This window comes from Janthinobacterium glycogeni (genome assembly GCF_051380725.1).
Classification (GTDB): Bacteria; Pseudomonadota; Gammaproteobacteria; order Burkholderiales; family Burkholderiaceae_D; genus Janthinobacterium.
Genome location: NZ_JBNYXP010000006.1, coordinates 97,612 through 124,206 on the forward strand (window position 1 = coordinate 97,612; position 26,595 = coordinate 124,206).

24 protein-coding genes are annotated in these 26,595 nt (G+C 64.3%); 7 read left to right on the forward strand and 17 right to left on the reverse strand.

From position 1 onward, the window contains the following. Positions 1-88: 88 nt before the first annotated feature. Both ACQ4W4_RS15555 and ACQ4W4_RS15560 read left to right on the forward strand, forming a co-directional pair. On the forward strand, positions 89-463 hold the full coding sequence (locus tag ACQ4W4_RS15555; protein ID WP_436542758.1) for a hypothetical protein: 375 nt from the start codon (positions 89-91) through the stop codon (positions 461-463). 190 nt (positions 464-653) lie between these two features. Continuing rightward, positions 654-1,649, forward strand: a complete 996-nt coding sequence (locus ACQ4W4_RS15560) for an EDSAP-1 family PEP-CTERM protein (protein ID WP_436542759.1) — start codon at positions 654-656, stop codon at positions 1,647-1,649. Between the two features lie 67 nt (positions 1,650-1,716). On the opposite strand, the gene ACQ4W4_RS15565 is transcribed toward ACQ4W4_RS15560, so the two are convergent. From ACQ4W4_RS15565 to ACQ4W4_RS15630, 14 genes are all read right to left on the reverse strand, one after another. Further along, positions 1,717-2,793 carry a LytR C-terminal domain-containing protein gene (locus ACQ4W4_RS15565; RefSeq protein ID WP_436542760.1) on the reverse strand — a complete coding sequence of 359 codons (1,077 nt, stop codon included), beginning with the start codon at positions 2,791-2,793 and terminating at the stop codon, positions 1,717-1,719. An 11-nt stretch (positions 2,794-2,804) separates the two neighbouring features. Continuing rightward, positions 2,805-3,743 (reverse strand): type II secretion system F family protein, encoded by a 939-nt coding sequence (locus tag ACQ4W4_RS15570; RefSeq protein WP_436542761.1) that lies wholly within the window; start codon positions 3,741-3,743, stop codon positions 2,805-2,807. Between the two features lie 15 nt (positions 3,744-3,758). Further along, the gene (locus tag ACQ4W4_RS15575) at positions 3,759-4,736 is read right to left on the reverse strand and encodes a type II secretion system F family protein (protein ID WP_436542762.1); all 978 of its coding nucleotides are present in this window, start codon (positions 4,734-4,736) and stop codon (positions 3,759-3,761) included. Positions 4,737-4,748: 12 nt separating this feature from the next. After that, on the reverse strand, positions 4,749-6,095 hold the full coding sequence (locus ACQ4W4_RS15580; RefSeq protein ID WP_436542763.1) for a TadA family conjugal transfer-associated ATPase: 1,347 nt from the start codon (positions 6,093-6,095) through the stop codon (positions 4,749-4,751). Between the two features lie 50 nt (positions 6,096-6,145). Next, the gene (locus ACQ4W4_RS15585) at positions 6,146-7,315 is read right to left on the reverse strand and encodes a CpaE/TadZ family protein (RefSeq protein WP_436542764.1); all 1,170 of its coding nucleotides are present in this window, start codon (positions 7,313-7,315) and stop codon (positions 6,146-6,148) included. A gap of 55 nt (positions 7,316-7,370) precedes the next feature. Then, positions 7,371-7,979: a TadE/TadG family type IV pilus assembly protein gene (locus tag ACQ4W4_RS15590; protein WP_436542765.1), complete on the reverse strand. Its 609-nt coding sequence runs from the start codon at positions 7,977-7,979 to the stop codon at positions 7,371-7,373. Next, positions 7,969-8,451: a TadE/TadG family type IV pilus assembly protein gene (locus ACQ4W4_RS15595; protein WP_436542766.1), complete on the reverse strand. Its 483-nt coding sequence runs from the start codon at positions 8,449-8,451 to the stop codon at positions 7,969-7,971. The genes ACQ4W4_RS15590 and ACQ4W4_RS15595 overlap by 11 nt, the downstream gene beginning before the upstream one ends. After that, the gene (locus ACQ4W4_RS15600; protein ID WP_436542767.1) at positions 8,448-9,875 is read right to left on the reverse strand and encodes a pilus assembly protein TadG-related protein; all 1,428 of its coding nucleotides are present in this window, start codon (positions 9,873-9,875) and stop codon (positions 8,448-8,450) included. The genes ACQ4W4_RS15595 and ACQ4W4_RS15600 overlap by 4 nt, the downstream gene beginning before the upstream one ends. Continuing rightward, entirely contained in the window at positions 9,865-10,170 is a 306-nt protein-coding gene (locus tag ACQ4W4_RS15605; RefSeq protein WP_436542768.1) for a hypothetical protein, read from the reverse strand. The genes ACQ4W4_RS15600 and ACQ4W4_RS15605 overlap by 11 nt, the downstream gene beginning before the upstream one ends. Before the next feature lie 16 nt (positions 10,171-10,186). Next, positions 10,187-11,641 (reverse strand): type II and III secretion system protein family protein, encoded by a 1,455-nt coding sequence (locus ACQ4W4_RS15610; RefSeq protein ID WP_436542769.1) that lies wholly within the window; start codon positions 11,639-11,641, stop codon positions 10,187-10,189. 15 nt (positions 11,642-11,656) lie between these two features. Then, positions 11,657-12,517, reverse strand: coding sequence for a Flp pilus assembly protein CpaB (cpaB, locus tag ACQ4W4_RS15615; RefSeq protein WP_436542770.1), 861 nt, complete (start codon positions 12,515-12,517; stop codon positions 11,657-11,659). Next, positions 12,514-13,887: an ATP-binding protein gene (locus ACQ4W4_RS15620; protein ID WP_436542771.1), complete on the reverse strand. Its 1,374-nt coding sequence runs from the start codon at positions 13,885-13,887 to the stop codon at positions 12,514-12,516. Before ACQ4W4_RS15620 ends, cpaB begins: the two co-directional genes overlap by 4 nt. A 93-nt stretch (positions 13,888-13,980) precedes the next feature. Then, entirely contained in the window at positions 13,981-14,514 is a 534-nt protein-coding gene (locus tag ACQ4W4_RS15625) for an A24 family peptidase (RefSeq protein WP_436542772.1), read from the reverse strand. Between the two features lie 53 nt (positions 14,515-14,567). Continuing rightward, positions 14,568-14,750: a Flp family type IVb pilin gene (locus tag ACQ4W4_RS15630; RefSeq protein ID WP_034752975.1), complete on the reverse strand. Its 183-nt coding sequence runs from the start codon at positions 14,748-14,750 to the stop codon at positions 14,568-14,570. A 481-nt stretch (positions 14,751-15,231) separates the two neighbouring features. On the opposite strand from ACQ4W4_RS15630, the gene ACQ4W4_RS15635 reads away from it, so the two are divergent. After that, positions 15,232-16,278, forward strand: a complete 1,047-nt coding sequence (locus ACQ4W4_RS15635; protein WP_436542773.1) for a GGDEF domain-containing protein — start codon at positions 15,232-15,234, stop codon at positions 16,276-16,278. Here ACQ4W4_RS15635 and ACQ4W4_RS15640 read toward each other — a convergent pair. Further along, positions 16,275-17,501, reverse strand: coding sequence for an HD-GYP domain-containing protein (locus tag ACQ4W4_RS15640; RefSeq protein ID WP_436542774.1), 1,227 nt, complete (start codon positions 17,499-17,501; stop codon positions 16,275-16,277). The two genes, ACQ4W4_RS15635 and ACQ4W4_RS15640, sit on opposite strands and share 4 nt — an antisense overlap. 138 nt (positions 17,502-17,639) lie before the next feature. On the opposite strand from ACQ4W4_RS15640, the gene ACQ4W4_RS15645 reads away from it, so the two are divergent. From ACQ4W4_RS15645 to ACQ4W4_RS15655, 3 genes are all read left to right on the forward strand, one after another. Continuing rightward, positions 17,640-18,569, forward strand: coding sequence for a LysR substrate-binding domain-containing protein (locus ACQ4W4_RS15645; RefSeq protein ID WP_436542775.1), 930 nt, complete (start codon positions 17,640-17,642; stop codon positions 18,567-18,569). Positions 18,570-18,643: 74 nt separating this feature from the next. After that, on the forward strand, positions 18,644-19,786 hold the full coding sequence (locus ACQ4W4_RS15650) for a hypothetical protein (RefSeq protein ID WP_436542776.1): 1,143 nt from the start codon (positions 18,644-18,646) through the stop codon (positions 19,784-19,786). A gap of 242 nt (positions 19,787-20,028) precedes the next feature. Continuing rightward, positions 20,029-23,625, forward strand: a complete 3,597-nt coding sequence (locus ACQ4W4_RS15655; protein WP_436542777.1) for an indolepyruvate ferredoxin oxidoreductase family protein — start codon at positions 20,029-20,031, stop codon at positions 23,623-23,625. 52 nt (positions 23,626-23,677) lie between these two features. Here ACQ4W4_RS15655 and ACQ4W4_RS15660 read toward each other — a convergent pair whose 3' ends face one another. Next, on the reverse strand, positions 23,678-24,688 hold the full coding sequence (locus ACQ4W4_RS15660; RefSeq protein ID WP_436542778.1) for a substrate-binding domain-containing protein: 1,011 nt from the start codon (positions 24,686-24,688) through the stop codon (positions 23,678-23,680). A 433-nt stretch (positions 24,689-25,121) separates the two neighbouring features. On the opposite strand from ACQ4W4_RS15660, the gene ACQ4W4_RS15665 reads away from it, so the two are divergent. Continuing rightward, the gene (locus ACQ4W4_RS15665) at positions 25,122-25,454 is read left to right on the forward strand and encodes a hypothetical protein (RefSeq protein WP_436542779.1); all 333 of its coding nucleotides are present in this window, start codon (positions 25,122-25,124) and stop codon (positions 25,452-25,454) included. 2 nt (positions 25,455-25,456) lie between these two features. On the opposite strand, the gene ACQ4W4_RS15670 is transcribed toward ACQ4W4_RS15665, so the two are convergent. Beyond that, positions 25,457-26,500: an MBL fold metallo-hydrolase gene (locus ACQ4W4_RS15670; protein ID WP_436542780.1), complete on the reverse strand. Its 1,044-nt coding sequence runs from the start codon at positions 26,498-26,500 to the stop codon at positions 25,457-25,459. Between the last annotated feature and the right edge of the window lie 95 nt (positions 26,501-26,595).

Below are 26,595 nucleotides of genomic sequence, written 5' to 3' on the forward strand. Positions count from 1 at the left end.
GGTTTTGCGGCCACGATAGGCGTTTCGCCAGGCGTGCCGGCGCCCCTCCGGCAGCCTGGGCTAGCGACAAGGGGCACAGGAGAACATCATGCACAGCCTGAACATCCACGCCATGCAATGGCAGCCCGTCGCCGATATTTCCGCCGTCCATCCGCTGCTGCCCGAGGACCTGGCCTGCTTTCGCGAACTGCGCGACGTGCTGCAGCGCTATGGCGCGCTCGACCGCTTCGGCATTTCCCTGATCCACCGCCATTTCGACATCGCCGATGACGAGGAGCTGATGGAATACACGGACGTCGAGCAACGCACGCTGACGGTGAAACCTGTCAAGAAAAGCGACATCGACTGGCAGCACACGACGATTACCAACTGGAAATTGACGGAAGGCGAGGAAGTGGCGCGCATCGGTTGCGGTTGCGCCCGTAATTCCGGTGGCCATCTGGGCTATCACCGGGGTACCTGAAAGCGGCGTCGGCCTTTCTTACACTTTGCTTCCACCGGCTCAGTCCGCTTTACGCAAGCACTTGATTCCATGTGATTTTTTTGTGTGGCACGCAAGCTGCTTATCACTGTCTACGAGATGAATTCAGACAAGTCATTCTGGATTCTTTCGCCCCCGGATTTCCCGAGACTGACTACGATAAGAGGCTGCGATGAACGTCGATCACACACGAAACAAGACCCTGGGTTGGCTGGGCGCACTGGCGGCGGCAAGTCTGCTGGCCAGCGGTCAGGCGCAGGCAGGTGCCTACGGCCTGGCCGTCAACGAATTGAACAATTTCCGCATCACCACCAGCGCCGGCGCGCTGTCGCTGGCTGGCGCCAACCGCAATGCCAGCGACAGCGCCTTTTTCCAAGGCGGCGTGGCCGTCAATCCGCGCGCCGTCAATACGGGCCCGGCTGCCAACGCCGATGTGCTGCAAGTATGTTCGGGCGGCGGCTGCAGCGGCTTGCCGCAAAATCACTACGGCCCCAGCCCCAGTTCCACTCTGGAGTTCGCCCGCGGCGATGCGCACGCCTTCGGCAACATGCTCAACGGCACCGGCTCCACCGTGAGCGCCGTGGCGGAAGCACAGCGCAACACGGTGGGCGCCGCCACATCGACGGCCGGCGACACGCTGACCGGCTCCGTCAACCTGACCCTGTCGAGCGCCGGCTTCATCACCTTCAGCTTCATGGGACGGCGCGACCTGCGCACCAGCGTGACGACCATGGGCGACAAGTCGAACGTGTCGATCATGGATATCTTCAATATCTCGTGCAATGCCGCCAGCCCCGCCGGCTGCCTGTCGCATGCGAACGCCGACGGCGTGATCTTCCAGTTCGCCCCCGATGGCGACGCCAGCAATGGCAGCGACATCAACGGCAACCATACGGTCGGCAGCCTGGACCCATTCAGCCTGAACATGACGGCCGGCACCAACGACCCCGCCACCTCGCGCGCCTTCACGAATGGCTTCGCGATGTTTTCCCTGACCTCGAATTTCGCCCTGCCGGCCGGCAGCTACACCCTGAACTTTTCCAAGTCCACGCGCACCGACATCGTCGTCATCGATCCGCCGCTTGCGGTACCGGAGCCGGGCACCCTGTTCCTGCTGGGCACGGGATTGGCCGCCATCGCTTTTACGCGGCGCCGCCAGCCGAAATAATCAGCAGCATGAAAAACACGCGGCGCCCGCAAAAGGCGCCGCGTTTTTTTATGCCAGCCGATGCGTGTTAACCGAGCCGTGCCAGCGCCTGGCGCGCCAGCTGCAATTGCTGCAGATAATAGCGGTGCAGCATGGCAGGGTCGCTCAGGTCGCGCCCCAGTACCAGGCGCAGCTCACTGGCGGGACAGTCGGCGGCCTGGGTCGGCACCTGAGTCTGCACCTGCGTTCCCAGCTGGCGGGCCAGCTGGCGCGCCGCCTGTTCCTGCGCGGGCCGGTATTCGACGCGCGTGCGCGCCACCTGGAAGCTGGCTTCATTGGCCAGGCGCACCACCTGCACGGGCGCACCGGCCAGGCTGCGCGCCAGCGCGGCGGCCAGGCCAGGCACGCCGTTGCCGTTGACAATTTCCAGACGCGGAAGCGGTGCGCCAGCCGCAGGCGCAGGCGCCGCCGGCGTCAATGGGCCAGCGGGCAGGCTGCGCACCGCCGCCGGCACGCGCCGCAGGCGGGCCATGCCATCGCTCTGCGTGATTTCCACGCGCGCCATGGCGGGTGCCTCCGGCACAGGCGCGGGCACACCCTGCGGCGCCGCCTCGCCGCGCAACAAGGCCAGATCGCGCCGCACATCGTGTTCCTGCAAGCTGGCCGCCTGGCGCAGCATGACGGCGGCGCGCTCATGCTGTCCCAGCCGTTCCAGTACCTGCGCCAGGTGCTGCCAGGCCAGCGCGTTGAGCGGATCGAGCAGACACGCCTGTTCCAGCACCGGCAAGGCTTGCGCGTCGCGTCCGCTTAAATAATAGGCGTGGCCGAGATTGCTGAACAGATAGGCCTGCTGCGGCTGGCGCGTGCCCGCCTCCTGCGTCAAGGCCAGCCAATGGGCGATCGCCGCATCATGCTCGCCCCGCTGCGCGTGCAGTACGGCCAGTCCGTTGCGCGCGTTCACGTGGCGCGGCGCATGGCGCAGGGCTTGCTCATAGGCCGCTTGCGCCGCAGGCAGGTCGCCCCGCTCGACATGCTGGCGTCCCGCCGCATAGGCGGCATCGGCGTCAGGCCACTGCGGAGCCGGTGCATGGGCCAGCTGCGTGGTACAGGCGGCCAGGCCCAGACAGGCGCAGGCGGCGGCCAGGCGGGATATCGTCAAGCGCATGGTGACTCCTTTCAGCGGCTGGCCATGGCCGGCACGAGCACGCGATAGACTTCGATCACGGCCGGCCCCATCAGCACCAGCATCAGGGTGGGAAAGACGCAAAAAATCAGCGGGAACAGCAGTTTTAACGCGATCTTCGCCGCCGCCTCCTCGGCCAGCAGGCTGCGCTTGCCGCGCAGGTTTTCCGAATGCACGCGCAGCGAATCGCCCATGCTCGTGCCGAAGCGTTCCGACTGGATCAGCATGGCGACCAGGGTATCGACGTCTTCCACGCCGCTGCGCAAGGCCAGGTTGCGCAGCGCCTTTTCCTTGGAAAAGCCGGCGCGCATTTCCATCAGCACCAGCTGCAATTCCTGCGCCAGCACCACGCTTTTGATGTGGATCTCGCCCGACACCTTTACCAGCGCGCGCTCCAGGCTCAGGCCCGCTTCCACGCACACAGTCAGCAAGTCGAGCGCATCGGGGATGTTTTCGAAAATGTCGCGCTGGCGCCGCTTGGCCGTGCTGGCCAGCACCAGGTTGGGCAGGTAATAGCCGACGGTGGCGCTGACGCACAGCAGCAGCAACAGCACGCTGCGCAGCTGCGCCGCCATGGCGCTGGCCGCATACAGGCCCAGCACGGTGGGAAACAGCAGGGCCAGCACGCTTTTCGCCGCAAAGTACAGGGCCGGCGCGCTCGCCTGGCGCCAGCCCGCGTTCATGAAGCGCGTACGCAGCGGCGAGCGTTCCCAGCCCTCTTCCGGCAGCGACAGCTTGCTGAACGGCTGCGCCACGCGCGCCACGCGTTCCACCCAGCCATTTTCCACCGCCGCCTCGCTGGCGGCCGACGCCGTGGCGCCGAACAGACGCTGGCGCAAGGCGCCTGGGAAGAAAATCAGCCACGCCAGCAGGGCCAGCGCCACCACCACGGCAAAGACGATCAACAGGAACAGCAGTTGCGGGCCGGTCATGGCGTTTTCTCCACGTTATATGCGGATGCGGATCACATTGCGCATCCAGACCACGCCCAGCGCCACCATGCCGGCCGCGTACCACAGCAGTTTGATGCCGCTGGGATCGGTCCACAGCAGGCGGATGTATTGCGGGTTGACCAGCGCCATGACGCCGATCATCACCACCGGCATCAGCCCCAGCACCCAGGCCGACATGCGCCCCTCGGCCGACAGCACGCGCACCTGTCCCAGCAACTTCAAGCGGGCGCGGATGATGCGCGCGATGCTGACCAGCACCTCGGCCAGGTTTCCGCCCGATTCGCGCTGCACCAGCACGGCGATGACGAGGTAGCGCAAGTCCGTCAGCGGAATGCGCGCGGCCAGGTTTTGCAGCGCCTCGTTCATCGGCACGCCGTAATTGATCTCTTCGTGCGCCATCTTGAATTCGCCGCTGATCGGCTCATTGAGTTCATCGCCCACCATCTGCAGCACGTTCGAAAACGAATGCCCGGCGCGCAGCGCGCGGGCCAGGAAATCGGCCGCTTCCGGCAGTTGCGCCTCGATCTTTTTCAGCCGTGCCGCGCGCGCGCGCAGCACGAACAAACACGGTGCGCTCACGGCGCCGGACAGCAGCAGCAAGGCGCCGGGCCAGGGCATCGACCAGGCCGCCAACAGCAGCAAGGCCGCCAGCAACAGGGCGCCGGTGCCGCCCAGGAATTGCGCCACCGACCACGACAAGCCCGATTGCAGCAGCAGGTGGTCGAGCTTTGCGGCCTGCGGCGCGCGCCGCAGCAGGCGCTCCAGGCCGGGCGAACGCGCATAGCGGCGCTGCTTGAGAATGGAGACCCGCTCGCCGCCCCCCTCGCCGCGCGCCGCCATCAGCCGCAGGCGCCGGTTGATGCGCCGCGCCGCGCCGCCATGCGTGCCCGACCACCACAGCCAGGCGCCTTCCACCATCAGAATGCACGCGGCGAACAGCAGCACGGCAAAGCCGTAGAAGACCAGGTCCATGATTCCTCCCCCTTACTCATAAATTCGATCCGGGTCGAACACCGTGTCCGGCACCGGCGCGCCGAACATGCGCAGGCGCTCCGTAAAGCGGGGCCGCACGCCCGTGGCGCAGAAATGGCCTTGCACCTTGCCGTCCGCATCGACGCCCGTCTGCTCGAAGCGGAAGATTTCATGCATGGCGATGATGTCGCCTTCCATCCCCGTCACTTCCTGCAGGCTGACCAGCTTGCGCGCGCCATCGGTCAGGCGCGACACTTGCATCACCACCGTCACGGCAGAACAGATCTGCTGGCGCGTGGCGCGCGGCGTCAGGTTCACGTTGGCCATGCCGACCATGTTTTCCAGCCGCGCCAGGGCATCGCGCGCCGTGTTCGAGTGGATGGTCGCCAGCGAACCTTCATGGCCCGTGTTCATCGCCTGCAGCATGTCGAGCGCCTCGGCGCCGCGCACCTCGCCCAGGATGATGCGGTCGGGACGCATGCGCAGCGCATTGCGCACCAGCGCGCGCTGGCTCACTTCGCCCTTGCCTTCGATATTCGGCGGGCGCGTTTCCAGGCGCACCACGTGCGGCTGGCGCAGCGCCAGTTCGGCCGCATCCTCGATGGTGACGATGCGCTCGCTGCCGGGAATGAAGCCGGACAGCACGTTGAGCAGGGTCGTCTTGCCGCTGCCCGTGCCGCCCGAGATCAGGATATTGACCTTCGCCTGCCCCAGCGCCTGCAGCACCTGCACCATGGGCGGCGTCAGGCTTTTGTAGTCGAGCAGGTTGGCGATCGTCAAAGGCTGCACGGCAAAGCGCCGGATGGATAAAATCGGGCCGTCGACGGCCAGCGGCGGAATGATGGCATTGACCCGGGAGCCGTCCGGCAGGCGCGCGTCGACCATCGGGCTCGATTCATCGACGCGCCGTCCCACGCGCGAGACGATCTTTTCGATGATCTTCATCAGGTGCGCATTGTCGTGGAAGGTCACGTCCGTCAGCTGCAGCCGCCCGCCCCGCTCCACATACACCTTGTCGCAGGTATTGACGAGGATATCGGACACGCTGGCATCGGCCAGCAAGGGTTCGAGCGGACCAAAGCCCAGCATCTCGTGCTGGATGTCGAGCACCAGGCTATGCCGCTCATGCTGGTTCAGCACGATGCGCTCTTCCTCGATCACGCGCTGCACCAGCAGCGCCAGCTCATGCTTGAACTGCTCGGCCGTCAGGCGTTTCAGGCGTTCCAGGTCGATACGGTCGAGTATCGTCTGGTGCATGGTTTTTTTCAGTTCCTGGTAGGCGTGCAGCGCCAGCGCGCCTTGTCCATTGCTGGCGGGGCGCACCGTTTCATTTGCCGCCAGGCGTTCGCGTAAAGTCATCTCGGCTCCCATGATGGCTCCCGGCGGGAGCCTTGACATCGATTGCTGTGCTAAGCCTCGCTGCGGCTGAACAGGCGGTCGAACAGGCCGCGGCTTTCCGTCACGCGGCGCGCCGTCACCAGTTCCACCAGTTCGGCCAAGCTGCGCGCCACGGCGCTGGTGCGCGACAGCTGCAGCAGCGGAATGCCCTGGTTGACGGAATCGGTGGCGGCGATGTAATCGTTGGGCACCGTGTGCACCACTTCCGCGCCCAGCGCCTGCTCCAGGTCCGCCAGGCGCAATCGCCCGCCCTTCTCGTAACGGTTGACGATCAGGCGCAGGCGCTCGCCCGGATAGCCGAGCGAACGGAAAATGTCGAGCAGGCGCCGCCCGTCGCGGATGTCGGGCAAGGCCAGCTGCAGCACCGGATAGATGGCGTCGGCGTTGTCGAGCGCGCGCAGCGACAGCGCGTCGATCTGGCGCCCCACGTCGAGCACGATGTAGTCGTAGTGCTGGCGCGCCACGGCCAGGATGCGGTCCATGTGCTCGGGCTGCATGTCGACCTTGTGCGCGGGGTCGTCGGCCGCCGCCAGCACGCCGAAATTCGGCGTCACGTGCACCAGGCACGAGGCGAGGAAGGCGCCGTCCATGCGCGCGATCTGGGCGCAGATGTCGGACAGCGTCATCGCCGGCTTCTGGTCCGAGACATACAGGGTGGCGTCGCCGAACTGGCCGTGCAGGTCGATCAGCAGCACCTTGCAGCCGGCCAGGCTGGCCAGCGCGTAGGAAAAATTCGTCGATAAAAAGGTGGCGCCGCTGCCGCCCTTGCACGAGATGAAGGCGAGGACTTTGCCGTCGCGCATCTGCGTCACGCCGGCCTGGATATCGACCCTGTCCATCGCTTCGTGAAAGGCCTTGTGCACCAGCGGCAGCTGCAGCACTTCGCGCATGCCGGCGCGCATGGCGCGGATGAGCACATCCTGCTGCTGTCCGCGCGTGAGCAGCATCAGCACCGCCAACGGATACTGGCGCGCCAGGCGCTCGAGCAGGTCGGCTTCATCGGCATCGATACCGCTGGCGTCGACGATCACCAGTTCCGGCGCTTCCGGCAGCATGCGCTCGACGGCGTCGCGCAGGCCGCTGCGCCGTTCCAGCAGCCGCAGCACGGGCATGCGGGCCGCCCCCTGCGCGGCAATTTCATCGTGCAAGCCGGCGTCGCGGCTAATCATCAAGGCTTTCATCGCACTTCCTCGCTTCTTTCAGGTCTACACATTCGGCTGCGCCGCCAAGTGGCGCTCAAGGACAAAAACCGGGATTGTCCGGATAACCCAGCGACTCGGCCACCGCCACGGTGGCGCCGCTGGGCAGGCGCACGGCGCCTGCGCCCGAGGGAAACATCACGCCCAGCAGCGGCAGGATGGGCCGGTACGGCACGCTCTCGCAGCGCGCGCCATCGCCTGGCAGGCACAGGCGCGCGCGCACGAAACGGATGCAGCTGGCGCCATACGGATCGTCCAGGCAATTGATGCGGTTACGCTGCGGACAACCGGGCATCACCGTCACCGGCAATACCGCCAGCGCGGTGCCGCCGCTGGACTGCGACAGGTAATCGATGCGCACATACGCGTCGCTGATGCCGCCGCCCAGCGGCAGCACGCCAGGCGCGGCGCGCAGCACGGCTTGCGCGCGCACGGCCTGCAACGCACTTGCATTGCTGAAATCGGTAACGGCGGCGCCGCGCGCGGCACGCCGGGTAATCTCGTGCACCATATTCCATAGATACACGGCGCGCGCCACTTCCAGCATGGCGAACAGGAAGAGAAAGAACAACAGCGCCAGCATGGCGAACTCGACGGCGAAGACGCCGCCCTGGCGCTGCCGGCGGGGGCGCAGGTTAATTAACATAGCGCAATGTCGCATTGGCGCGCAGCGGGATCGGCGCCAGCTGCGGCAGCCACTTGCGGGTCAGTTCGGGCAGGAAATCCACGGGCATGTCGACGGACAACTTGATGCGCACCTGCAGCGGCGCCGCCGCATAGGTGCCGCAGCTGTAAGAATCGTCGGCATACACGCATTCCACGCTGATCAGGTATGGCTGCATGGCCGGCCAGCTTTCCGCCATGGCATCGACCACCATCTGCCGGGCAAACACGGCACCCTGATTCGCCGTGTCGCCCCTGGCCATCTGCGACAGCGGCATGGTGGCCAGGTAGCGCGCCGCATCGTGCGTACTTTTTTGCAGGGCCGTGTACACCAGCAGCGCGCGGCCGAACAGCAGCACGAAGGGCAGCAGCGCCATGAAAAACAGCAGGATCAGCGCCAGCTCGATGGCGGCGACACCGTCCTGGCGGCGTCGCGCGCGGCAGGGCGGCCTCATTGCAGCAGCTCCGCAGGGCCCGCCAGCGCGCCCTCGGCCACGAGGCCGTCAAATTCGGCGCTCAACACGCCATTGCTGGCCGGCGCCGTCATGAAGAAGCGGCCGATGCCCCGCACCTGCGCCAGCACGTCGCTGCCGGCCGGCACAGGGCAGGCCAGCAGGGCAATATGCAGCAGACGCCGCTGCGCCACGCCCGTATTGCCGGTCGGCGCCGTCTGGTAAGCCAGCGTCTGGTATGGCGGCGTGGAAGGATAGCCGGGCTTGGCGGCCGGCGCGGCAGGCACGGCCGGATACAGCTTGGCCCAGTCGCTGGTGGCAAACGGCACGTAGCCGCCGGCCGGCTTCACACTGCTGTACCTGACCGCCTTGGCAAACGACCACAGCGGGCCGTAACTGCCAACGGCTGGCGGCGTCGCGTTCGACTCCGGATCGGCCACGGACAGCAGCGGATTGCCCGTGCTCAGGGCACTCGGCGCGTCGGGCGTGTTCGTCATCCACCAGTTCGTGGCCGTATTCGGATAGGCGCGGATATTCGTGTCGGGCGGCGCCGTGACGGGATGACAGCCGCTGCCCGCATGCAGGTTGAAGCGCGCGTTGAAGGCCGGCCACAAGGCGGCGGGAAACGGCCGGTGCACATGCACTTGCGCGCTGCCGATGCGCGGATACAGCACCGTGCCGCTGCACACAAACGGCAGCACGCTGGACTCGCCGACCTGCAGCGACGAGCCCACCACACCGGGCTGGCCCAGGGGATTGAGCACGAAATGTTCGGCCGCCGGGCCGTGCGGATTGAGTTTCAACAGGTTATACGCCACGCCGCGGCGAAAACCATATTCCAGCAGCTCGACGGCCGGCAGCAGCGCCGCATTCGTGCGCGGGCTGGCCGCGCTGGCCGACAGCGCGCACACGGCCAGCGGCGTCAGGTTCAGGCTGGTACGTCCGGCCACGGCGCGCGCCCCCGTGTCCAGGGTGCGCAGCGCCGGCGACAAGGCGCCCAGGAACGCCGTCGCCACCCGCCCCAGCGACGGTGCATTGGCCTGCGTATCGACGCGCACGAACAGCGCCGTGGCGGCGTCGGGCACGGCGCCCGCCGCATGCCATTCGCTGGCGGGCGCGCCGGGCGCGCTGGCGAAGCGGATGCTGGCGTCCGACAGGATCGCGCCCTGCATGCGGCGCCGCCACGCGCTCTTGTCGGCCGCACTGTGCTTGGCCTTGTCCACGGCAATGAGCAAGCCTTCGGGCGTGCCTACCAGTTCCGTCGCCGCCGCCAGCGCCGCGTTGTCGGCCAGGTTCTGCAATTCCGTCTTGCGGCCGATGACCTGTCCCACGTCGAGCGCCAGGCCGATAAAGCCCAGCACCAGGATAAGCAGGATGGAAAAGGCGATCAGCATCGCCCCGCGCTCGCGCTGGCGTCTATTTGCCATTGGCGCCTCCCAGCATGAACTGCACCGGCTGCGGCGCCTGGCCGTTCGGCTCGGCGAACGAGGCGCGGTAGCGCTGCATGACGGCATGCGCGCTGGGGCCGTCAAGCCCGTCGGCAGGCTGGCGATTGTCCGCGCTGGCCGGATCGCGCACCTGCTGCGCCATGGCCAGGCGCACGGCGGCGCCGAAGCGCGAGTCCAGCTGCGGCGTGCTGCTGCCGTGCGCGCAGGCTGCCAGCTGCAGCGCCAGGGTCAGCGCGGCCAGGCGCCGCAGCCATATCAGGAGCGAATTCGGCATGGCGTGTCTCCCCGTCTCATTTCAACTCGAAGCCGTTGGCCGCGCGCGGTGGCGGCGCGGACGGCGGCGCTGGCGGCAAGGCGGCTTCCATCTTGCCGCGCAACATCAAGTCCGTGCGCGAAGGCGGCGCCAGCTGCGCCGTCGGCAGCACGGCGTCGGCCGGCAAGGGTTTCACCAGGTGCGCGGTAATGACGAACAGCAATTCCGTGCGGTCATGCTGGAAGTCCGTGCTGCGAAACAGCGCGCCGAGGATAGGCAGTTCGCTCAGCCACGGCACGCCCGCGATGTTGCTCACCTGGTTGTTCTTGATCAAGCCGCCGATGGCATAGCTCTGGCCGTCATACAGCTGCACCGTGGTCGAGGCGCGCCGCGTGGTGATGACAGGCAAAATAGAACGTCCGCTGACGCCGGCGGCGGAAATGCCCACGCCTTCGCGCGACAGTTCCGACACTTCCGGCGCCACCTTCAAATTGATGCGCCCGCCCGACAGCACGGTCGGCGTAAATCGCAGACCGACGCCATACTCGCGCTCTTCCAGCGTGATCTTGTTGTTGTCCTGGCCGACGGGAATGAATATCTTGCCGCCCGCCAGAAAACTGCCCTCCTGTCCGCTGATCGCCATCACCGTCGGCTCGGCCAGGATGCGTACCAGGCCATCCTGTTTCTGCGCCTCGATGGTCAGCTTCTGGCCGTTCGACTTGCGCACGTCGAGCGAGCCGTTGGCCGTGCCGCTCAAGAAATTCGACAGCAAGGTAGTGGCCCAGCTGCCGGAAGCGAAGCGCAGGGTGGCGCCCACTTCCAGCCGTTCCAGCAGCGACTTCGACACTTCGGCGATCTGCACGGCCAGCATCACCTGCTGCGGCGCGCTGACGTCGAGCATATTGATGACGCGGCTGTTCGCGCTGCCCGCGCCGCCGGGTGCAGCGGCCGTGGCCGCCATCGGCAAGGCGGTGCCATCGGCTGGCTTGGGCAGCGCCAGCGGTGCGGTGGCGCGGCGCACATACGCGTGCGCCAGCTCGGTGGCGCGCAGCACGGCGCCCGCATCCTGCACCGTGCCCGACAGCACCAGGGTATCGGCCACGGCCGTCACGCGGATGGCTTTTTCTTCCGGCATCAGGGCCGCCAGGGTCGTTTGCAGGCCGGACGGGTCCATGCTGACGCTGACGTTCACCACGCTGCACACGCCGCTCCTGCCCTGGATGATCATATTGGTGCTGCCCACGTCGACACCGACCAGATACAAGGTGTCGGGTGCAACCAGCATGGCTTGCAGCATGGCCGGATTACCGACGCTGCGGGCCAGCACCGCCTCGGGCAGGCGCAGCATGCTCGACTTGCCCACCTGCAGCTGCAAGTTGCCGGGCGTCGCCGCTTCGCCGCCGCAGCGGGGGCCAGGATCGGCTGCCGCGCCGGCAAGCGGCAACAGCAGGCAGCACAGTGTCAGCAGGGCGCGGTTCATGAGCGTGTCCATGGTTGATCAAGGCAGCTAAAAACATTCGCGCGACTGGCGCGTCCCATCGATGACGCCGCTGCACTGGCGCTGCGGCTCCGGCGGCGCCTTGGCCACGCGCACGGGACGCGGCGCCACGGCGGGCACGGGCACGGCGGCAGGCAAGGGCGCGGGCTCGGCCTCGTGCGGCCCGCCCAGCAGGGTCAGCTTGGTGGCGCCCGCCGTCACGCCCGGCTGCGGGTCGACCTGGTTGCGCAGCACCAGCGACAGGCTGCCCACGCTGCGCGCCAGGTCCAGGTTTTCCGCCTGTTCCGGCGTCACTTCCAGGGTCACCGCATTGACCACGCGCGGCTTGGTCTCGTCGCGTCCCACTTCCTGCGCCACGGCCAGCACCAGGATGCGCTCGAGCACGATCTTGGATATATTGCGGCTTTGCGGAAACGCGCGGTCGCCGGCATCCTGCTGGGTACTGACGATGATGTCGACATAGTTGCCCGGCAAGGCGAAGCCGGCCACGCCGATCACGTCGTTGACGCGCACGGTGATGGCGCGCCGCCCTTCCGTGATGAGGGCCGACAGGCCGCCCAGGGTGCCGGCGGGCGCCAGCTTGGCTTCGCTCAGCGGCTCGCCGCGCAGCACGCTGGTTTTCAGCACCCGTCCCGCCAGTTTGGCCGGGTCTTGCAGCGCGCCCTGCGGCAAGCTTTCCGCCGGCCACTCGGCCAGGCGCAGCATCTCGGGCGTCAGGCGCTGGCCCAGGTTGACATCGCTGGCGGCGACGACGATCTTGCCCTTGCCGGCCGGCGTCTGGCGCAGCAGCCAGTGCGAGGCCAGCAGCACGGCCAGCAGACCCAGCACCACAGCCAGGCCCATCATCAGGAGGGCGCGCCGGTTTTTCATGCGATACGCTCGCACAGGCTGGCGGCCGGCATGTCGCAACTGGCAAACAGGCTGCTCCAGGCCTGCTCCAGGGCGGCCACCGTCAGGCGCGCGTCGCAACCGGCAAAGCCGGCGAAGTCCGCTATGCGCGCCAGCAATTCCTGCGGATAACTGGCCAGCAAGGGCCGTCCCTGCGCGCCATGCAGCTGCAGCAAATGGTTCAGGGCCAGCTCGTCGATGGCCATGCCGGCCAGCCGGCATTGCTGGCGGAACAGGGCCCGATAGGCGCTCTCGCTCAGCGGCCCCACCTGCACTTTGTAGCCGATGCGGCGCAGCAAGGCAGGGTCGAACAGTTCGCCCGGCGGCACGTTCGTGGCCAGCACGAGGGCGTTGTCGAACGGCACGCTGATCTGCACGCCGCCTGGCAGACCGAGCTGGTCGCTGCCGCGCGCCAGCGGCTGCATCAGCCGCGTCAGCAGCTCCTGCGCGCCCAGGCGCTGGCGGCCCAGGTCGTCGATGATCAGCATGCCGTTGTTGGCGCGCACATGCGGCGGCGCCTGGTAGCAGCCGCCGCTGGCGTCATGGCGCAGCTCCAGCATGCCGGCGTCGAGCTCGGCGCCTACGTGGATCACGGGACGCTGGCACAGCACCCAGCGAATGTCCGTGCTGCGCCGCTCCAGCGCCTGGCGCGCATGGCTGACGTGCTGCGGCGCGGGCGGCAGGTGCTGGGCCGGATCGTACAGCTGGATGATGTCCTGGCCGACGACGATGGCGTACGGCACGGCGACCAGCCCGTGCAGCAATTGTCCCAGTTGCAGCGCCAGGGTCGACTTGCCGCTGCCGGGCGGACCGTACAGCAGCAGCGAGCGCCCCGAATGCAGGGCCGCGCCCACCACGTCGAGCATGCCCGGCCCCGCATGGGCGCCGCCCAGCACGGCGGCCAGGTCATCGCTGCCGACGCGCTGTTCCTGCGCCAGCCACGACTGGCGCGCCACCATGGCGCGATACGCTTCCAGGGTGACGGGGGCGGCGCCGATATACGCGCAGCGCTCAAGGAAAGCGCCGGCGCGCTGCTTGCCGGCGCCCGTCAACTGGTACTGCACGTCGATATCGGATTCACCGCGCCAGGCCACTTCGGCCATCTGCTCCGTCACCATGAAATCGAGCACTTCGCGCAAGACATTGATCGACAGACGCAAGCGCGTCGTCAGCGCGGACAGATGCGTCTTGCCGCTCACAAACATCAGCTTGGCGATCAGTTCGACGACCAGCGGCCGCTCCAGTCCCGTTTCGCGCAAGCTCTTCGGCTGCGGCGGCAAGGGCGGCATCAGGTTTGCGTCGGCAGGGCGCGGAACGCTGTCGGTGCTCATGGAATAGTCGACCTCGGTCATGCTGCGTCTCCTAGCCGGTTAAGACTGCATTGAACAGAATTCATTCTAGCGAGCGGGCACTGGCGCCCATTGATTCAGAGCAATGAATGCCAATCAGAAATAATGCTGCCCTTGCACCACCAGGCAGCCCAGGGCAATGGCCAGTCCGTACGGCATGTTGCCCACGCTGGCACCGCTGCCCAGTGCGTTTGGCGCCAGGGGAATGCCGGCCATGCGCGCGATCATCGGCCACAGCAGCTGGCGCAGATTACCGAGACAGGCGCGCCACTTGCCTTGCCAGGTGATCATCAGCACGGCCATCACGCCGCCCAGGACAAACGTGGCGAAACAGATCTGCAGCACGGGCCAGGGACCGGCAAAGGCGCCCACCATGGCGATCAGCTTGACGTCGCCGGCGGCCATGCCGCGCAGCACATATAAAGGCAGGAAGAGGAAGAAACCCGTCGCCATGCCGCCCAGCCACAACGGCAGCACGTTTTGCGGCCACAACCACAGGTGCAAGGCCAGGGCGGCGAGGATGCCGGACAACACGACACCATTCGGTATCTTGCGGCGGATCAAATCGCTGACGGCGGCCCCCGTCACGAAGCACAGCAACAGCAGGTCGCACAAGGCAGTTGCAGGCATGGCATCCCTCCGAAAAAAAACCCGCCGCCGGCCGGCCAGCGGCGGGCACCCGCTTAGGGCGTCAACACCAGGTTCGACGAAATGTCGGTGAGGACGGCCAGCAAGTTGGTCTTGATCAGCAAGAATCCGGCCGTGATGGCGGTGGCCATCAAGGCCGCAATCAGGCCGTATTCGATTGCCGTAATGCCATCCTCATCCTTGACAAACTGCTGTACTGCCGACAGGAAGGTATGCATGACAAGCTCCCAAAAGTGAATCACAAGTCCCTGGCGCAATCGGGTGTGAAACATTGCCCTTTCCTGCTAATATGTTTCCTGCCGTAAATTTCTGCGCCATTGCATTGACTATAAAGCGTCCACGTTTTGGCAAATTGACGCGCCACAAGTTTCCATATGGAAATTATCAAACCCTGTTGACATGGCGGCTGATGCACGCAAATGTTGTGATCAGGATTGAAAGCCTTCGTCAGGGCAAGTTTTTTGCAATGACGTGCATGAATCTCATGTATTTACATGAAATATTGCATACGTTAATTGCCTATTAGGCAAAAAGACATTATCCTGCTTAGCTCTTCTTTGGAAAGGCCTCTCGCCCGGCGGTACAGAGCGTCATGCCACCAAATAAATCTTGGCTTCTTGTAGACGGACGCGAACATGCTCTTGCTTGATGCAATGCTGCTATGACGACACTTGTGTGACTACTTTCCAGAGAACGACAATGGATTCCCTACTGAAACACATGGTGGACATGACCGGGCACCGCGACCACACGATGCTCGACATCTCCGTGATCTCGGCGGTCCAGGAACTCGCTGCCGCGTCGCAGACCCGTGTGCTGGCCCTGACCACCGTGCGTGGCCAGGTGTTCGTGCGGTCGCGGGCCATCATCGTGGCGGGCAGCGTGGCCCGCATGGAAGACAATCCCGATCCGTCGCTGCCGGGCGAACCGCTGTCCGACTACCCGGCGCTGGCCGCCTGCATCAAGCGCCATGAAGCGAGCGCCGATACCCTGTGCGCCGACGGCCGCCACCTGCTGTGGCTGCCCATCTGGATCGGCGATCAGGTCACCACCTGCCTGGAAATCACCAACCCCACGCCGTACACGGGCGCCACCATCCAGGTGATCGGCGGCATCGTCAGCGTGTACCGCAATTTCCAGAACCTGCTCGACTACAGCGAACGCGATTCGCTCACCGGCCTGTTGAACCGCAAGACCTTCGACGACCAGCTGGCGAAGATCCTGCACAGCCGCGGCGAACCGGAGGCGGACAAGCCGCGTCCCGCCGATGAAGAGCGGCGCCACCATACGGACACGGAACGGCAATGGCTGGCCGTGATCGACGTCGATCATTTCAAACTGGTCAACGATAAGTTTGGCCACCTGTATGGCGATGAAGTGCTGATCCTGATCGCCAACCAGCTGCAATCGTCGTTCCGCTCGCAAGACCGCATCTTCCGCTTCGGCGGCGAGGAATTCGTCGTGCTGCTGCGCTCGATCACCCTGGAAAATGCGCAGAAAATCATCGACCGCTTCCGCACCAACGTCGAGGCGCACGACTTCCCGCAAGTGGGCAGAGTGACCGTCAGCGTCGGCTTCGTCAGCATCAACGCCTACGAGGCGCCCGTCATCATCCTCGGCCGCGCCGACCAGGCCTTGTATTACGCCAAGAGCCATGGCCGCAACCTGGCTTGCCATTACGATGAGCTGGTAGCGAAAGGCCTGTTAACGACCATCGCCTCGAACGATACGGCAGAGTTCTTCTAGGCATCCGCCAGCGATAAAAAGCGCATGGGATCGACCTGCCACTTGGCCGCCGACTCATGGCCGACGATCTTGTCGGCGCCGCCAAAACCGAAGCCGCGCGACAAGTCCACCGTTTCCGGCTTGATGTAGGTCTTGCTCTTCGTACTGAAAAACACATTCACTTTCGGCGCCAGCAGATTGCTTTCGTGCGCCTCGACGACGACGGCCAGGCGGCCCGATTCCAGCATCACCATGGTGCCCACCGGATAGATGCCCACGCAGCGCATGAAATCCTGCGCGAACACGGGGTTGAAATGGAATTTGCTCCACTCATAAATCTTGCGCAGGGCTTCGGCGGCGGGAATACCCTTGTGATAGCTGCGGTCCGACGTCAGCGCGTCGTACACGTCGACAATGGCGGCCATCTGCGCCAGCTCGCTGATGGCGTCGCCGGCCAGCTGGTCCGGATAGCCGCTGCCGTCGCGCCGCTCGTGGTGGTGCAAGGCGATGTCAAGCGGAATGGCGCCCAGCTCGGGCGACTGCAGCAGGATCTCGTAGCCGTCGCGCGGATGGCGCTTGATCAGGGCAAATTCCTCGGATGTGAGGGGCCCCGGCTTGTTCAGCACGCTGTCGGGCACCAGCGCCTTGCCCGTGTCGTGCAGCAAGCCACCGAGGCCGGCCTGGTGCGTGGTGGCCGCATCGATGCCACGCGAGCGGCAAAACGCCACCAGCAGCGCGCACACGCTGACGGAATGCAGGAAGGTGTAATCATCCTTGGTCTTGATGCGCAACAAGCCGACGAGGGCGCCGGGATTGCGCAGGATCGATTCGGTAATATCTTGCACCGTGTGCTGCACGCGGTCGAGCTCGACCGCCTTGCCCAGGCGCACGTCGGCCATCACCGTGCGCACCAGGCTCGCGGCCTGGCGCCGCACCTGCGCGGCGCGCGCCAGTTCCATGCCCAGCGACACGCGCGTGACCACCTGCGGCGCTGCGGCGATCTGCACCAGTTCGCGCTCGGTCTCGGCACGCGCCTGCGCCACAGTGGGCGCCTCCTGCACGTCGAGGCCCTTGCCGCTGTCGATCACCACGTCGTGGATGCCGGCCTGCACGATCTTGCGGATTTCATCATCGCTGCGCAACAGAAAACGGTTGCGCACGAACGGATGCGTCATCCAGTCGCAGCTGAGGTCATGAATGTACATGCCCACTTTTAATTGAGACGAATCAACTTTCTTGAGCATGCGGTCATCCCACAAATACGCGGCTGGAGCACCGAAGGCGCTAGAATGAGTATAACAAAATTGTTATTCTGCTGGCCGCGTTCGGCGCTGCGGCGCAACATCCGGTTTTTTCCGCTCAACGCACCGCTACTGGGACCCATGGAACTGCGCCAATTACGCTACTTTGTCGCCATCGTCGACCACGGCTCGCTGTCGCGCGCGGCCCTGATCCTGCACGTGGCGCAGCCGGCGCTGACGCAGCAGCTGCGCCAGCTGGAAGAGGAACTGGGTGTGCAGCTGCTGCACCGCTCGGCCCAGGGCGTGCTCAGCACGGATGCGGGCAAGGTGTTTTACGAACATGCGCAAGCGATCCTGAAACAGGTGGCCGACGCCCGCTCGGCCGTCACGCAAAGCGCCACGCGGCCGTCCGGCAATGTCACCCTGGGCTTGCCGCACAGTATCTCCGGCGCGCTGGCCCTGCCCCTGCTGCTGGCCGCGCGCGAACGCTATCCCGAGATCACCCTGCAGCTGACGGAAGAAATCACGGGCAACCTCAATGAACAGCTCAAATCGGGCCGCATCAACCTGGCCGTGCTGTTCGACGATGGCCAGCTGACGCCGTTTTCCTGCTGCCCGCTGGTGGAGGAAGAGATGCGTTTCATCTGCCGCAGCGATTCGCCCTTCGCGCCCCCGGGCACCGCGCTGTCGTTCCCGCAGGCATTGAGCGCCACCCTGATCCTGCCGGGCCTGCAGCATGGCGTGCGCCCGCGCATCGACAGCCGCGCCCGCGAACTGGGCCTCGAGACGGCGAACGTGATCGAGATCAACTCGATCGCCATCCTGAAATCGGCCATCTTGGCCGGCATGGGCGCCACCATCCTGCCCGCCGCGCCCCTGCTGGCCGAACTCGACAGCGGCGCCATGCGCAGCTTTGCCATCCACAGCCCCGTCCTGTCGCGCACGGTGGCCCTGTGCGCCTCGAAAAACATTCCCCTCACCAATGCAGGCAACGCCGTGAAAAACCTCGTGCTGCAAGTGGCCGCCGAGCTGTGCGGCAGCGGGCGCTGGGTGGGGGCGAAGGTGCTGTAGCAGCCATTATTTTTCCAACAATAATTTCCCAAAAGAAATAAAATGATGGTCTTATTCATTTCACCATCATCACCATGTCCTTGTTTTCTACCTCCTTGCGCCGCCTGGCGGCAGGCGCCGCCCTGCTGCTACTGATGCAGGGCGCCCAAGCCGCCCGCCCTCAATCCGAATTTCCCTTGCGCGAAGTGCTGCTCAGCGATGTTGCGCAGCCCATCGAAAGAAAAGAGGTCGAGGTGGTGGTATTTATTGCGCCGGAAAGTTGCACGCCCAAGACCCATGAAAGTACCTGGGGCACCATCGTCTCGTCGGACAACACCTCCCTGTTCAAAAGCTGGGCTTGCCGTGCCTATATCGACGCTGCCAAGGATCCGAAAGAAGAATTCGCCTTCGTCCCCATGCCGCCCGTGTTCAAACAGCCATCCATCCTCGATACCGTGCAGGGACTGCCTGCCAGCACGACGGGACGGCGCTACGTGGCTCTGGTGGACTGGAAATATGCCGATACCACGCTAGGAAAATGCAATAGCTTTGGCTGCTACTCCAGCCTCGTCATGCTCATTGAAACGGTGGTATACGACCGGGTTGCAGCCAAACCGATCTGGCATTCCATCGAAACGACACGCGCCGCGATGAAGGGACTCAGCTACGATGTCAAAGAGGCAAATCGTATAGGGCCACTACACGTTGCCATTACGCTGAACGCGATCATTGAGCGCAAAACCGTGCAACAAGCCGAGGAACAAGGCATGCGCCGTACGACCGCCCTCGAGCCATCGAATGTGCCAGGACAGGCGGGCACGGCACTCAACAAAAAAGCCAATCTGATCTTCTTTAACCGCATGCCGCAAGAAACAGTGGATAGCGAGAAATTCGACAGTGGCAGGAAATTCTATGATATCCAGTCCAGCCATCTGCAGGGCCGCGCGAAAAAAACCTCTTACTATAATGACTCCAAGACCCATGTGGCGCTGGAACTGCCGCCGGGCACGTACGAAATCGCCTTCTACAAAGACCGCAAGACCTTCGATATCAAGGAAAATGGGGCTCCCGTCTACCTGAGCTTTGATAACGGTATCTTCAGCACCATCAGTATCAATGAACTCAGTCCACAAAAAGCCCTGGAACTGACGCAAGACTCGCTCAATGCCCTGCTGCCCGAGTTGACGCCCGTCGCCTATCCCTTGCGCGCGCGCAAGCTGCAATGGACACAGCCCTAAGCGTGCACGGCAGACACGGCCTGTCTTGCGGCGCAAGGCGGGCCATCATTTTTTCTTATACCCCCATCGGCAAAGCGTATTTGCCCCCTCTCCTGACTCGTTCTACACTGACCACATTAACTATTTTAAATTTAAAATAGTTATGTGCCGCCCACACGCGGCCGTCCCGTCTGCACAGCGCGCGCCTTACCGGGCGCGTCCCTTGTTCAGCCGTTATCTGAAACACCCTTTTGGAGACAGCCATGTCCGTGACCACGGAAAACGGCTCCGCAGCGTTCGCTAGAAACGCCGGTGCCGCGCCATCTACGCCCCCCGACACTTCCCGTTTGACCACCGTCAGCCTCGACGACAAATACACGGCCACTTCCGGCGCCATCTTCCTGTCCGGCATCCAGGCCCTCGTGCGCCTGCCCATGATGCAGCGCCTGCGCGACCAGGCTGCGGGCCTCAACACGGCCGGTTTCATTTCCGGCTACCGCGGTTCGCCCCTGGGCGGCCTCGACGAAAACCTGTGGAAAGCCAAGAAACAGCTGGAAGCGCACCACGTGCAGTTCGTGCCCGGCGTCAACGAAGACCTGGCCGCCACGGCCGTCTGGGGGTCGCAGCAGGTCGACCTGATCGGCCCGGCCAAGTACGACGGCGTGTTCGCCATGTGGTACGGCAAGGGCCCGGGCGTGGACCGCTGCGGCGATGTCTTCAAGCACATGAATCATGCGGGCACCTCCAAACTGGGCGGCGTGCTGCTGGTGGCCGGCGACGACCATGGCGCGTATTCGTCGACCCTGCCGCACCAGTCCGACCATTTGTTCTCCGCCTCGATGATCCCCGTCCTGTATCCATGCAATGTGCAGGAATACCTGGACCTGGGCATCCACGGCTGGGCCATGTCGCGCTTTTCCGGCTGCACGGTGGCTTTCAAGGCCCTGGCCGACACGGTCGAATCGTCGGCCTCCATCGACGCCGATCCTTTCCGCGTGGAAGTCAAGATTCCGCAGGACTTCGTCATGCCCGAAGGCGGCCTGAACGCGCGCCTGTCGAGCATCCCGCTGGGCCAGCAGGCGCGCAACCAGGAAGCGCTGATGCAGGACTACAAGATCTATGCGGCACTGGCCTACGCGCGCGAAAACAAGCTCAACCACACCACGATCGACAGCCCGAACGCCAAGCTGGGCATCATCGCTTCCGGCAAATCCTACCTGGATGTGCTCGAAGCGCTGGAAGAGCTGGGCATCGACGAGCAGATGGCGGCCGAGGTCGGCATGCGCCTGTTCAAGGTGGCCATGCCGTGGCCGCTGGAACCGGACAGCGTGCGCGAATTCGCGCAAGGCCTCGATGAAATTCTCGTGGTCGAAGAGAAGCGGCAAATCGTCGAATACCAGCTCAAGGAACAGCTGTACAACTGGCGCGACGACGTGCGTCCGCGCGTGATCGGCAAGTTCGATGAAAAGGGCGAATGGGTGGCGCCGCGCGGCGAATGGCTGCTGACCTCGAAGGCGGATTTTTCCGTCTCGCAAGTGGCTAGAGTCATCGCCAGCCGCATCGCGCGCCTGATTTCCGACCCCGTCACCTGCGACCTGATCAAGGCGAGACTGAGCTTCCTCGACGCCAAGGATGCGGTCCTGAAAAAGGCCGTGAACACGCCGTTCCGCCCCGCCTTCTACTGCTCGGGCTGCCCGCACAATACCTCGACCAAGGTGCCCGACGGCAGCCTGGCCCTGGCCGGCATCGGTTGCCACGTGATGGCCACCTCGATCTACCCGGAAATGAACAAGCTGACCACGCACATGGGCGGCGAAGGCGCGCCGTGGATCGGCCAAGCCGCATTCTCCGAATTGCCGCACGTGTTCCAGAACCTGGGTGACGGCACCTACTTCCATTCCGGCTACCTGGCCATCCGCGCCGCGCAGGCGGCCAAAGTGAATATCACCTACAAGATACTGTACAACGACGCCGTCGCCATGACGGGCGGCCAGCCCGTGGACGGCCTGATCACCGTGCCGATGATGGCGCAGCAGGTGGCGGCCGAAGGCATCGCCCGCATCGCGCTGGTCACGGAAGATTTATCACGCTACAGCGACCGCAGCAACCTGCCCGCCCACCTGACCTTGCACGACCGCAAGGACATGGACGCCGTGCAGCGCGAATTGCGCGAGGTGCCAGGCGTGTCCGTGCTGATCTACGACCAGACCTGTGCCGCGGAGAAACGCCGGCGCAGGAAAAAGGGCGAATATCCGGAGGTGGCCAAACGCATGGTCATCAACGACGCCGTCTGCGAAGGCTGCGGCGACTGCGGCGTGCAGTCGAACTGCGTGTCGATCTTGCCGAAAGAGACGGAATTTGGCCGCAAGCGCACCATCGACCAATCCTCGTGCAACAAGGATTACTCGTGCGCCAAGGGTTTCTGCCCCAGCTTCGTCACCGTCGAAGGCGGCAACCTGAAGAAAACCAAGACGGGCGCGGGCAAGGCGGGCGAGACGGACAACTTCGGCCCTCTGCCGGAACCGGTCCTGCCCGGCTGCGACGCACCGTACAATATCCTCATCAACGGCATCGGCGGCACGGGCGTCATCACCGTGGGCGCCCTGATGGGCATGGCGGCCCACCTGGAAGGCAAGGGCGCGTCCGTGCTGGACATGACGGGCATGTCGCAAAAGAACGGTTCCGTCACTTCGCACGTGAAGATCGCCAAGTCCCCCGCGCACATCCGCGCCCAGCGCATCGCCACGGGCGAAGCGGACCTGATTCTGGGCTGCGACATGCTGACGGCCGGCGCGCAGGATGCCGTGTCGAAAATGCGCCCGGGCCGCAGCCTGGCCGTCGTCAACCTGCACGAACAGCCGCCGGGCACGTTTGCGCAGAATGCCGACTGGCAGTATCCGACGGCGGAAGTGCGCCAGCTGATCGAAGAATCCGTGGGTGGCGCGGACGCGGCCGACTTCATCGACGCCACAAAATTAGCCACCGCACTGATGGGCGACTCGATCGCCGCCAACCTGTTCATGCTCGGCTACGCCTGGCAAAAGGGCCGCATTCCCTTGACGGAAGCGGCCTTGCTGCGCGCCATCGAACTGAACGGCGTGGGCATCGAGTCGAACAAGAAGAGTTTCCTGTGGGGCCGCCGCGCCGCCGTCGACGTGCGCCGCGTCACGCAGATCGCCACGCCGTCGCAAGCGATCATCGTGCAGCTGCCGCAAAGCCTCGACAGCGTCATCAAGAAGCGTGTGGAGTTCCTCACTGCATATCAAAATGCCGCATATGCGGATGGTTACTTGACCCTGGTCAAACAGGTGCGCGACCGCGAAAACACCCTGGGACTGGGCCAGAAACTGTCGACGGCTGTCGCCAAGAGCTACTTCAAATTGCTGGCCTACAAGGACGAGTATGAAGTGGCGCGCCTGTACACGGACGGCCGTTTCGTGGAGCAATTGCAGCAGCAGTTCGAGGGCAACTTCTCCGTGAAATTCAACCTGGCGCCACCGCTGTTCGCGAAAAAAGATGCGAAAGGCCACCTGGTGAAAGCGGAGTTCGGCTCCTGGATGTGGCGCGCCTTCAAGCTGCTGGCGAAAGCCAAGGGGCTGCGCGGCGGCACCTTCGACGTCTTCGGTTATACGGCAGAGCGCAAGATGGAACGGGCGCTGATCGTCGAATACCGCGAATTGCTGGCGAGCATGCTGGTCAACCTGACGGCGGACAACCTGGCCACCTGCGTGGAACTGGCATCGCTACCCGAGAAAATCCGCGGCTTCGGCCACGTCAAGGAAGCGGCCGTCACCACGTACCGCAAGGATAAGGCGAGATTGCTGGCGGTGCTGGCGGATGGAAGCAAGCACGCGGCGTAAGCTGGCCAGCTGGGCTTGAAATGACAACGCAGAGCCGAGGCTCTGCGTTTTTTTATCCTGGACAGCGCCCCACCGTCGCCCCCGGCAACAGCACCGGTTGCCAGATTTCCTGCAGCCGTTCCGGCGGTGTGCCGGCCAGCAAGGATTGCAGCATTTCCACCATCTTGGCGCCGGCGCGGCGCAGGTCGGGCTGGTCAATGGTGGTGACGTTGATGCCGATCAAGGTATCTTCCACATTGCCCCAGACGATGACGGAAATCTCTTTGCCAATCTCGATACCCGCATCCATCAGCGCGCGCACCACGCCCACGCCGGACAGGTGGTTGTCGACGATGACGGCCGTCGGGCGCGGCGAGCAAGCCAGCAATTGCTGCATGGCCTGGTAGCCGCTGCGGCGATCAAAAGTATTGTCGAGCAGATAGCGCGGGTCGGCTTGCAAGCCCGCCTGCGCCATGCAGCGGATAAAGCTTTCCTTGCGCTCGAAAGCGAAGTGCAGATCGAGCGGCGCACTCAGCAAGGCGATGCGCTGGTGGCCATGGGCCACCAGGAAAGACACGGCCAGGTCGATGCCCGTGTCGTTGTCGTAGTCAAAATACGCGTACGGCGCGTCGATGCGCGTGCGGCCATTCGCGACAAAGGGAAAACCCACCTTCGTCAGGTAGGCGATACGCTCGTCAACCACCTTGGTGCGGCCCACCACCAGGCCATCGACCTGGCGCCCGCGCACCATGGTTTCATAGGACGGCTGCTCATTCTGCGGCGACACGGGGGCGATGATCAGACTCATCTTCGACGCTTCGACGGCGTCGGACATGCCATTGACCACGGAAAGAAAAACGCTGTCGCCCAGATCGCTGGGCAGCAGGGGATAGATCATGCCGAGCACATTCGTGCGGCCGACCGCCAGGCTGCGCGCAAGGGGGTTGGGCCGGTAGCCGACTTTCTTGGCGGCGGCGAGGACGATTTCACGGGTGCGGGAATTGACTTCCGGATAGCCGTTCAACGCCCTGCTGACTGTCGTTTTCGACATGCCGAGGGCAATTGCGAGGCTCTTGAGATTCATGTTAACTACCTGTCTGTATGGCAAAAGAAACCAACTCTGACCGTCCATTATAGCCCAGAGCGCCAAACAGGCTGTGCATTCGCGTGCACAAATATGGTATAAAAACAACAATATATTGACTATCTAAAAAATAACATTTTAACTGTAACGACTTTCTCCCTCTCCGCACAGCAGCATCGCCGATGGCACAGAAACAATGAACAGAATCGATAGCATGTGCTCACTTCCCTTCCTTTCGGCATGCCGCTTCCGCAACACAGGGCGCACACAATAGCATTATCAAGAAAACATAATTTACTGGAACTGTGCGAGAATTTGTCCTACTCTTGATTCAGGTAAAGGTTACTGCTTGGCATGTTGCGACTGGCGCAGCACATCGGCCCGGGTGGTCCCCTTGCCTGCACGCCTGGACATACTCTCAAAGGTGAACAATGTGGTCACGCTAAGCTCCGTCAACAACTTGCAAGCCTCGCTGGCCACGGCGCAACGCCGGGTCGAACAAGGCCAGAACCAGGTGCAGCGCGACAGCGAACAGCTGGCGCAAAGCCGCCAGTTGCTGGCGCGGGAACAGGAATCGTTGAGCCAGACGCAGCGCAGCAGCCAGCAGGCGCAGGCCGATGCCCAGCCCGCCATCAAGGCGCCGCAGCTGGACCAGGCGATCAAGGTGGCCGTGCCGCCACAAGCGGCCCCCGCCGCACCAAAAAGCACGCCCCAGCTGAATGGCTATGGCCAGACCCTGGGACGTTTGATCGACGTGACGGCGTAAATTTACTGGCTCATTTCTTCTTCCAGCATCGCCAGCCACCACTTCTCCCCCTTCTTCGGCTGCGCCAGGTCGACCGCCTCGCCCATCTGCGGCGTGGCCAGGTGCACGCCCTGCTTCGCCGCCAGTCCCGTGATGCGATCGAACGGTTCGTGCCACGCGTGGAGACCCAGGTCGAACGTGCCGTTATGCACGGGCATGAGCCACTTGCCGCGCAAGTCCAGGTGCGCTTGCAGGGTTTCCTCCGGCTGCATGTGCACGTCCGGCCACAGCTTGTCGTAGGCGCCCGTCTCGATCATGGTCACGTCGAACGGGCCGTACTTGTCGCCGATCTGCCTGAAACCGTCGAAATAGCCGGAGTCGCCGCTGAAAAACACGCGCACGTCCGGTGCGTCGATGACCCACGAGGCCCACAGGGTTTGATTGCTGTCAAACAAGCCGCGTCCCGAGAAATGCTGCGACGGCGTCGCCACCAATTTCACGCCAGCAATGGTCGTGCCTTGCCACCAGTCGAATTGCCGCACCTTGGCCGCCGGCACGCCCCATTCGACCAAGGTGTCGCCCACGCCCAGCGGCGCGACAAAGTGTTCGGTCTTGGCGGCCAGTTGCAGCACGGCCGCATAGTCAAGGTGGTCGTAATGGTTATGCGACAGAATAACGGCCTTGATCGGCGGCAAGTCGGCGATGCTGATGGGCGGCTGGTGGAAACGCTTCGGCCCTGCCCACTGCACCGGCGAGGCGCGCTCGGAAAACACGGGGTCGGTGAGGAAGAATTCACCATTGAGCTTCAGCAACAGGGTCGAATGGCCGAGGCGAAACAGGCTGTTGTCGGGCGCGGCCAGCAGCTGCGCCCGGGTCAGGGCGTGCACGGGCACGGCCGCAGCCGGCACCGTGCTGTCAGGCTTATCAAAGAGAAATGTCCACATCAGCTTGAGCGTTGCCGCCGTGCCCAGCTTGTGCATTGGCACGGGATTGCGGAACTTGCCTTCGAGGCGTTGCGGTGATTCGGTCGGCGCGACGGGCGCGGCGCGCAAGGTGCAAGAACTCATGATGATCAGAACTCCCAAGAATAAGATGCGGTACATATGCAGCCCGGTCAATGAAATACAAGGATTAAATTACACTACACAGTGTAGTTCCTATT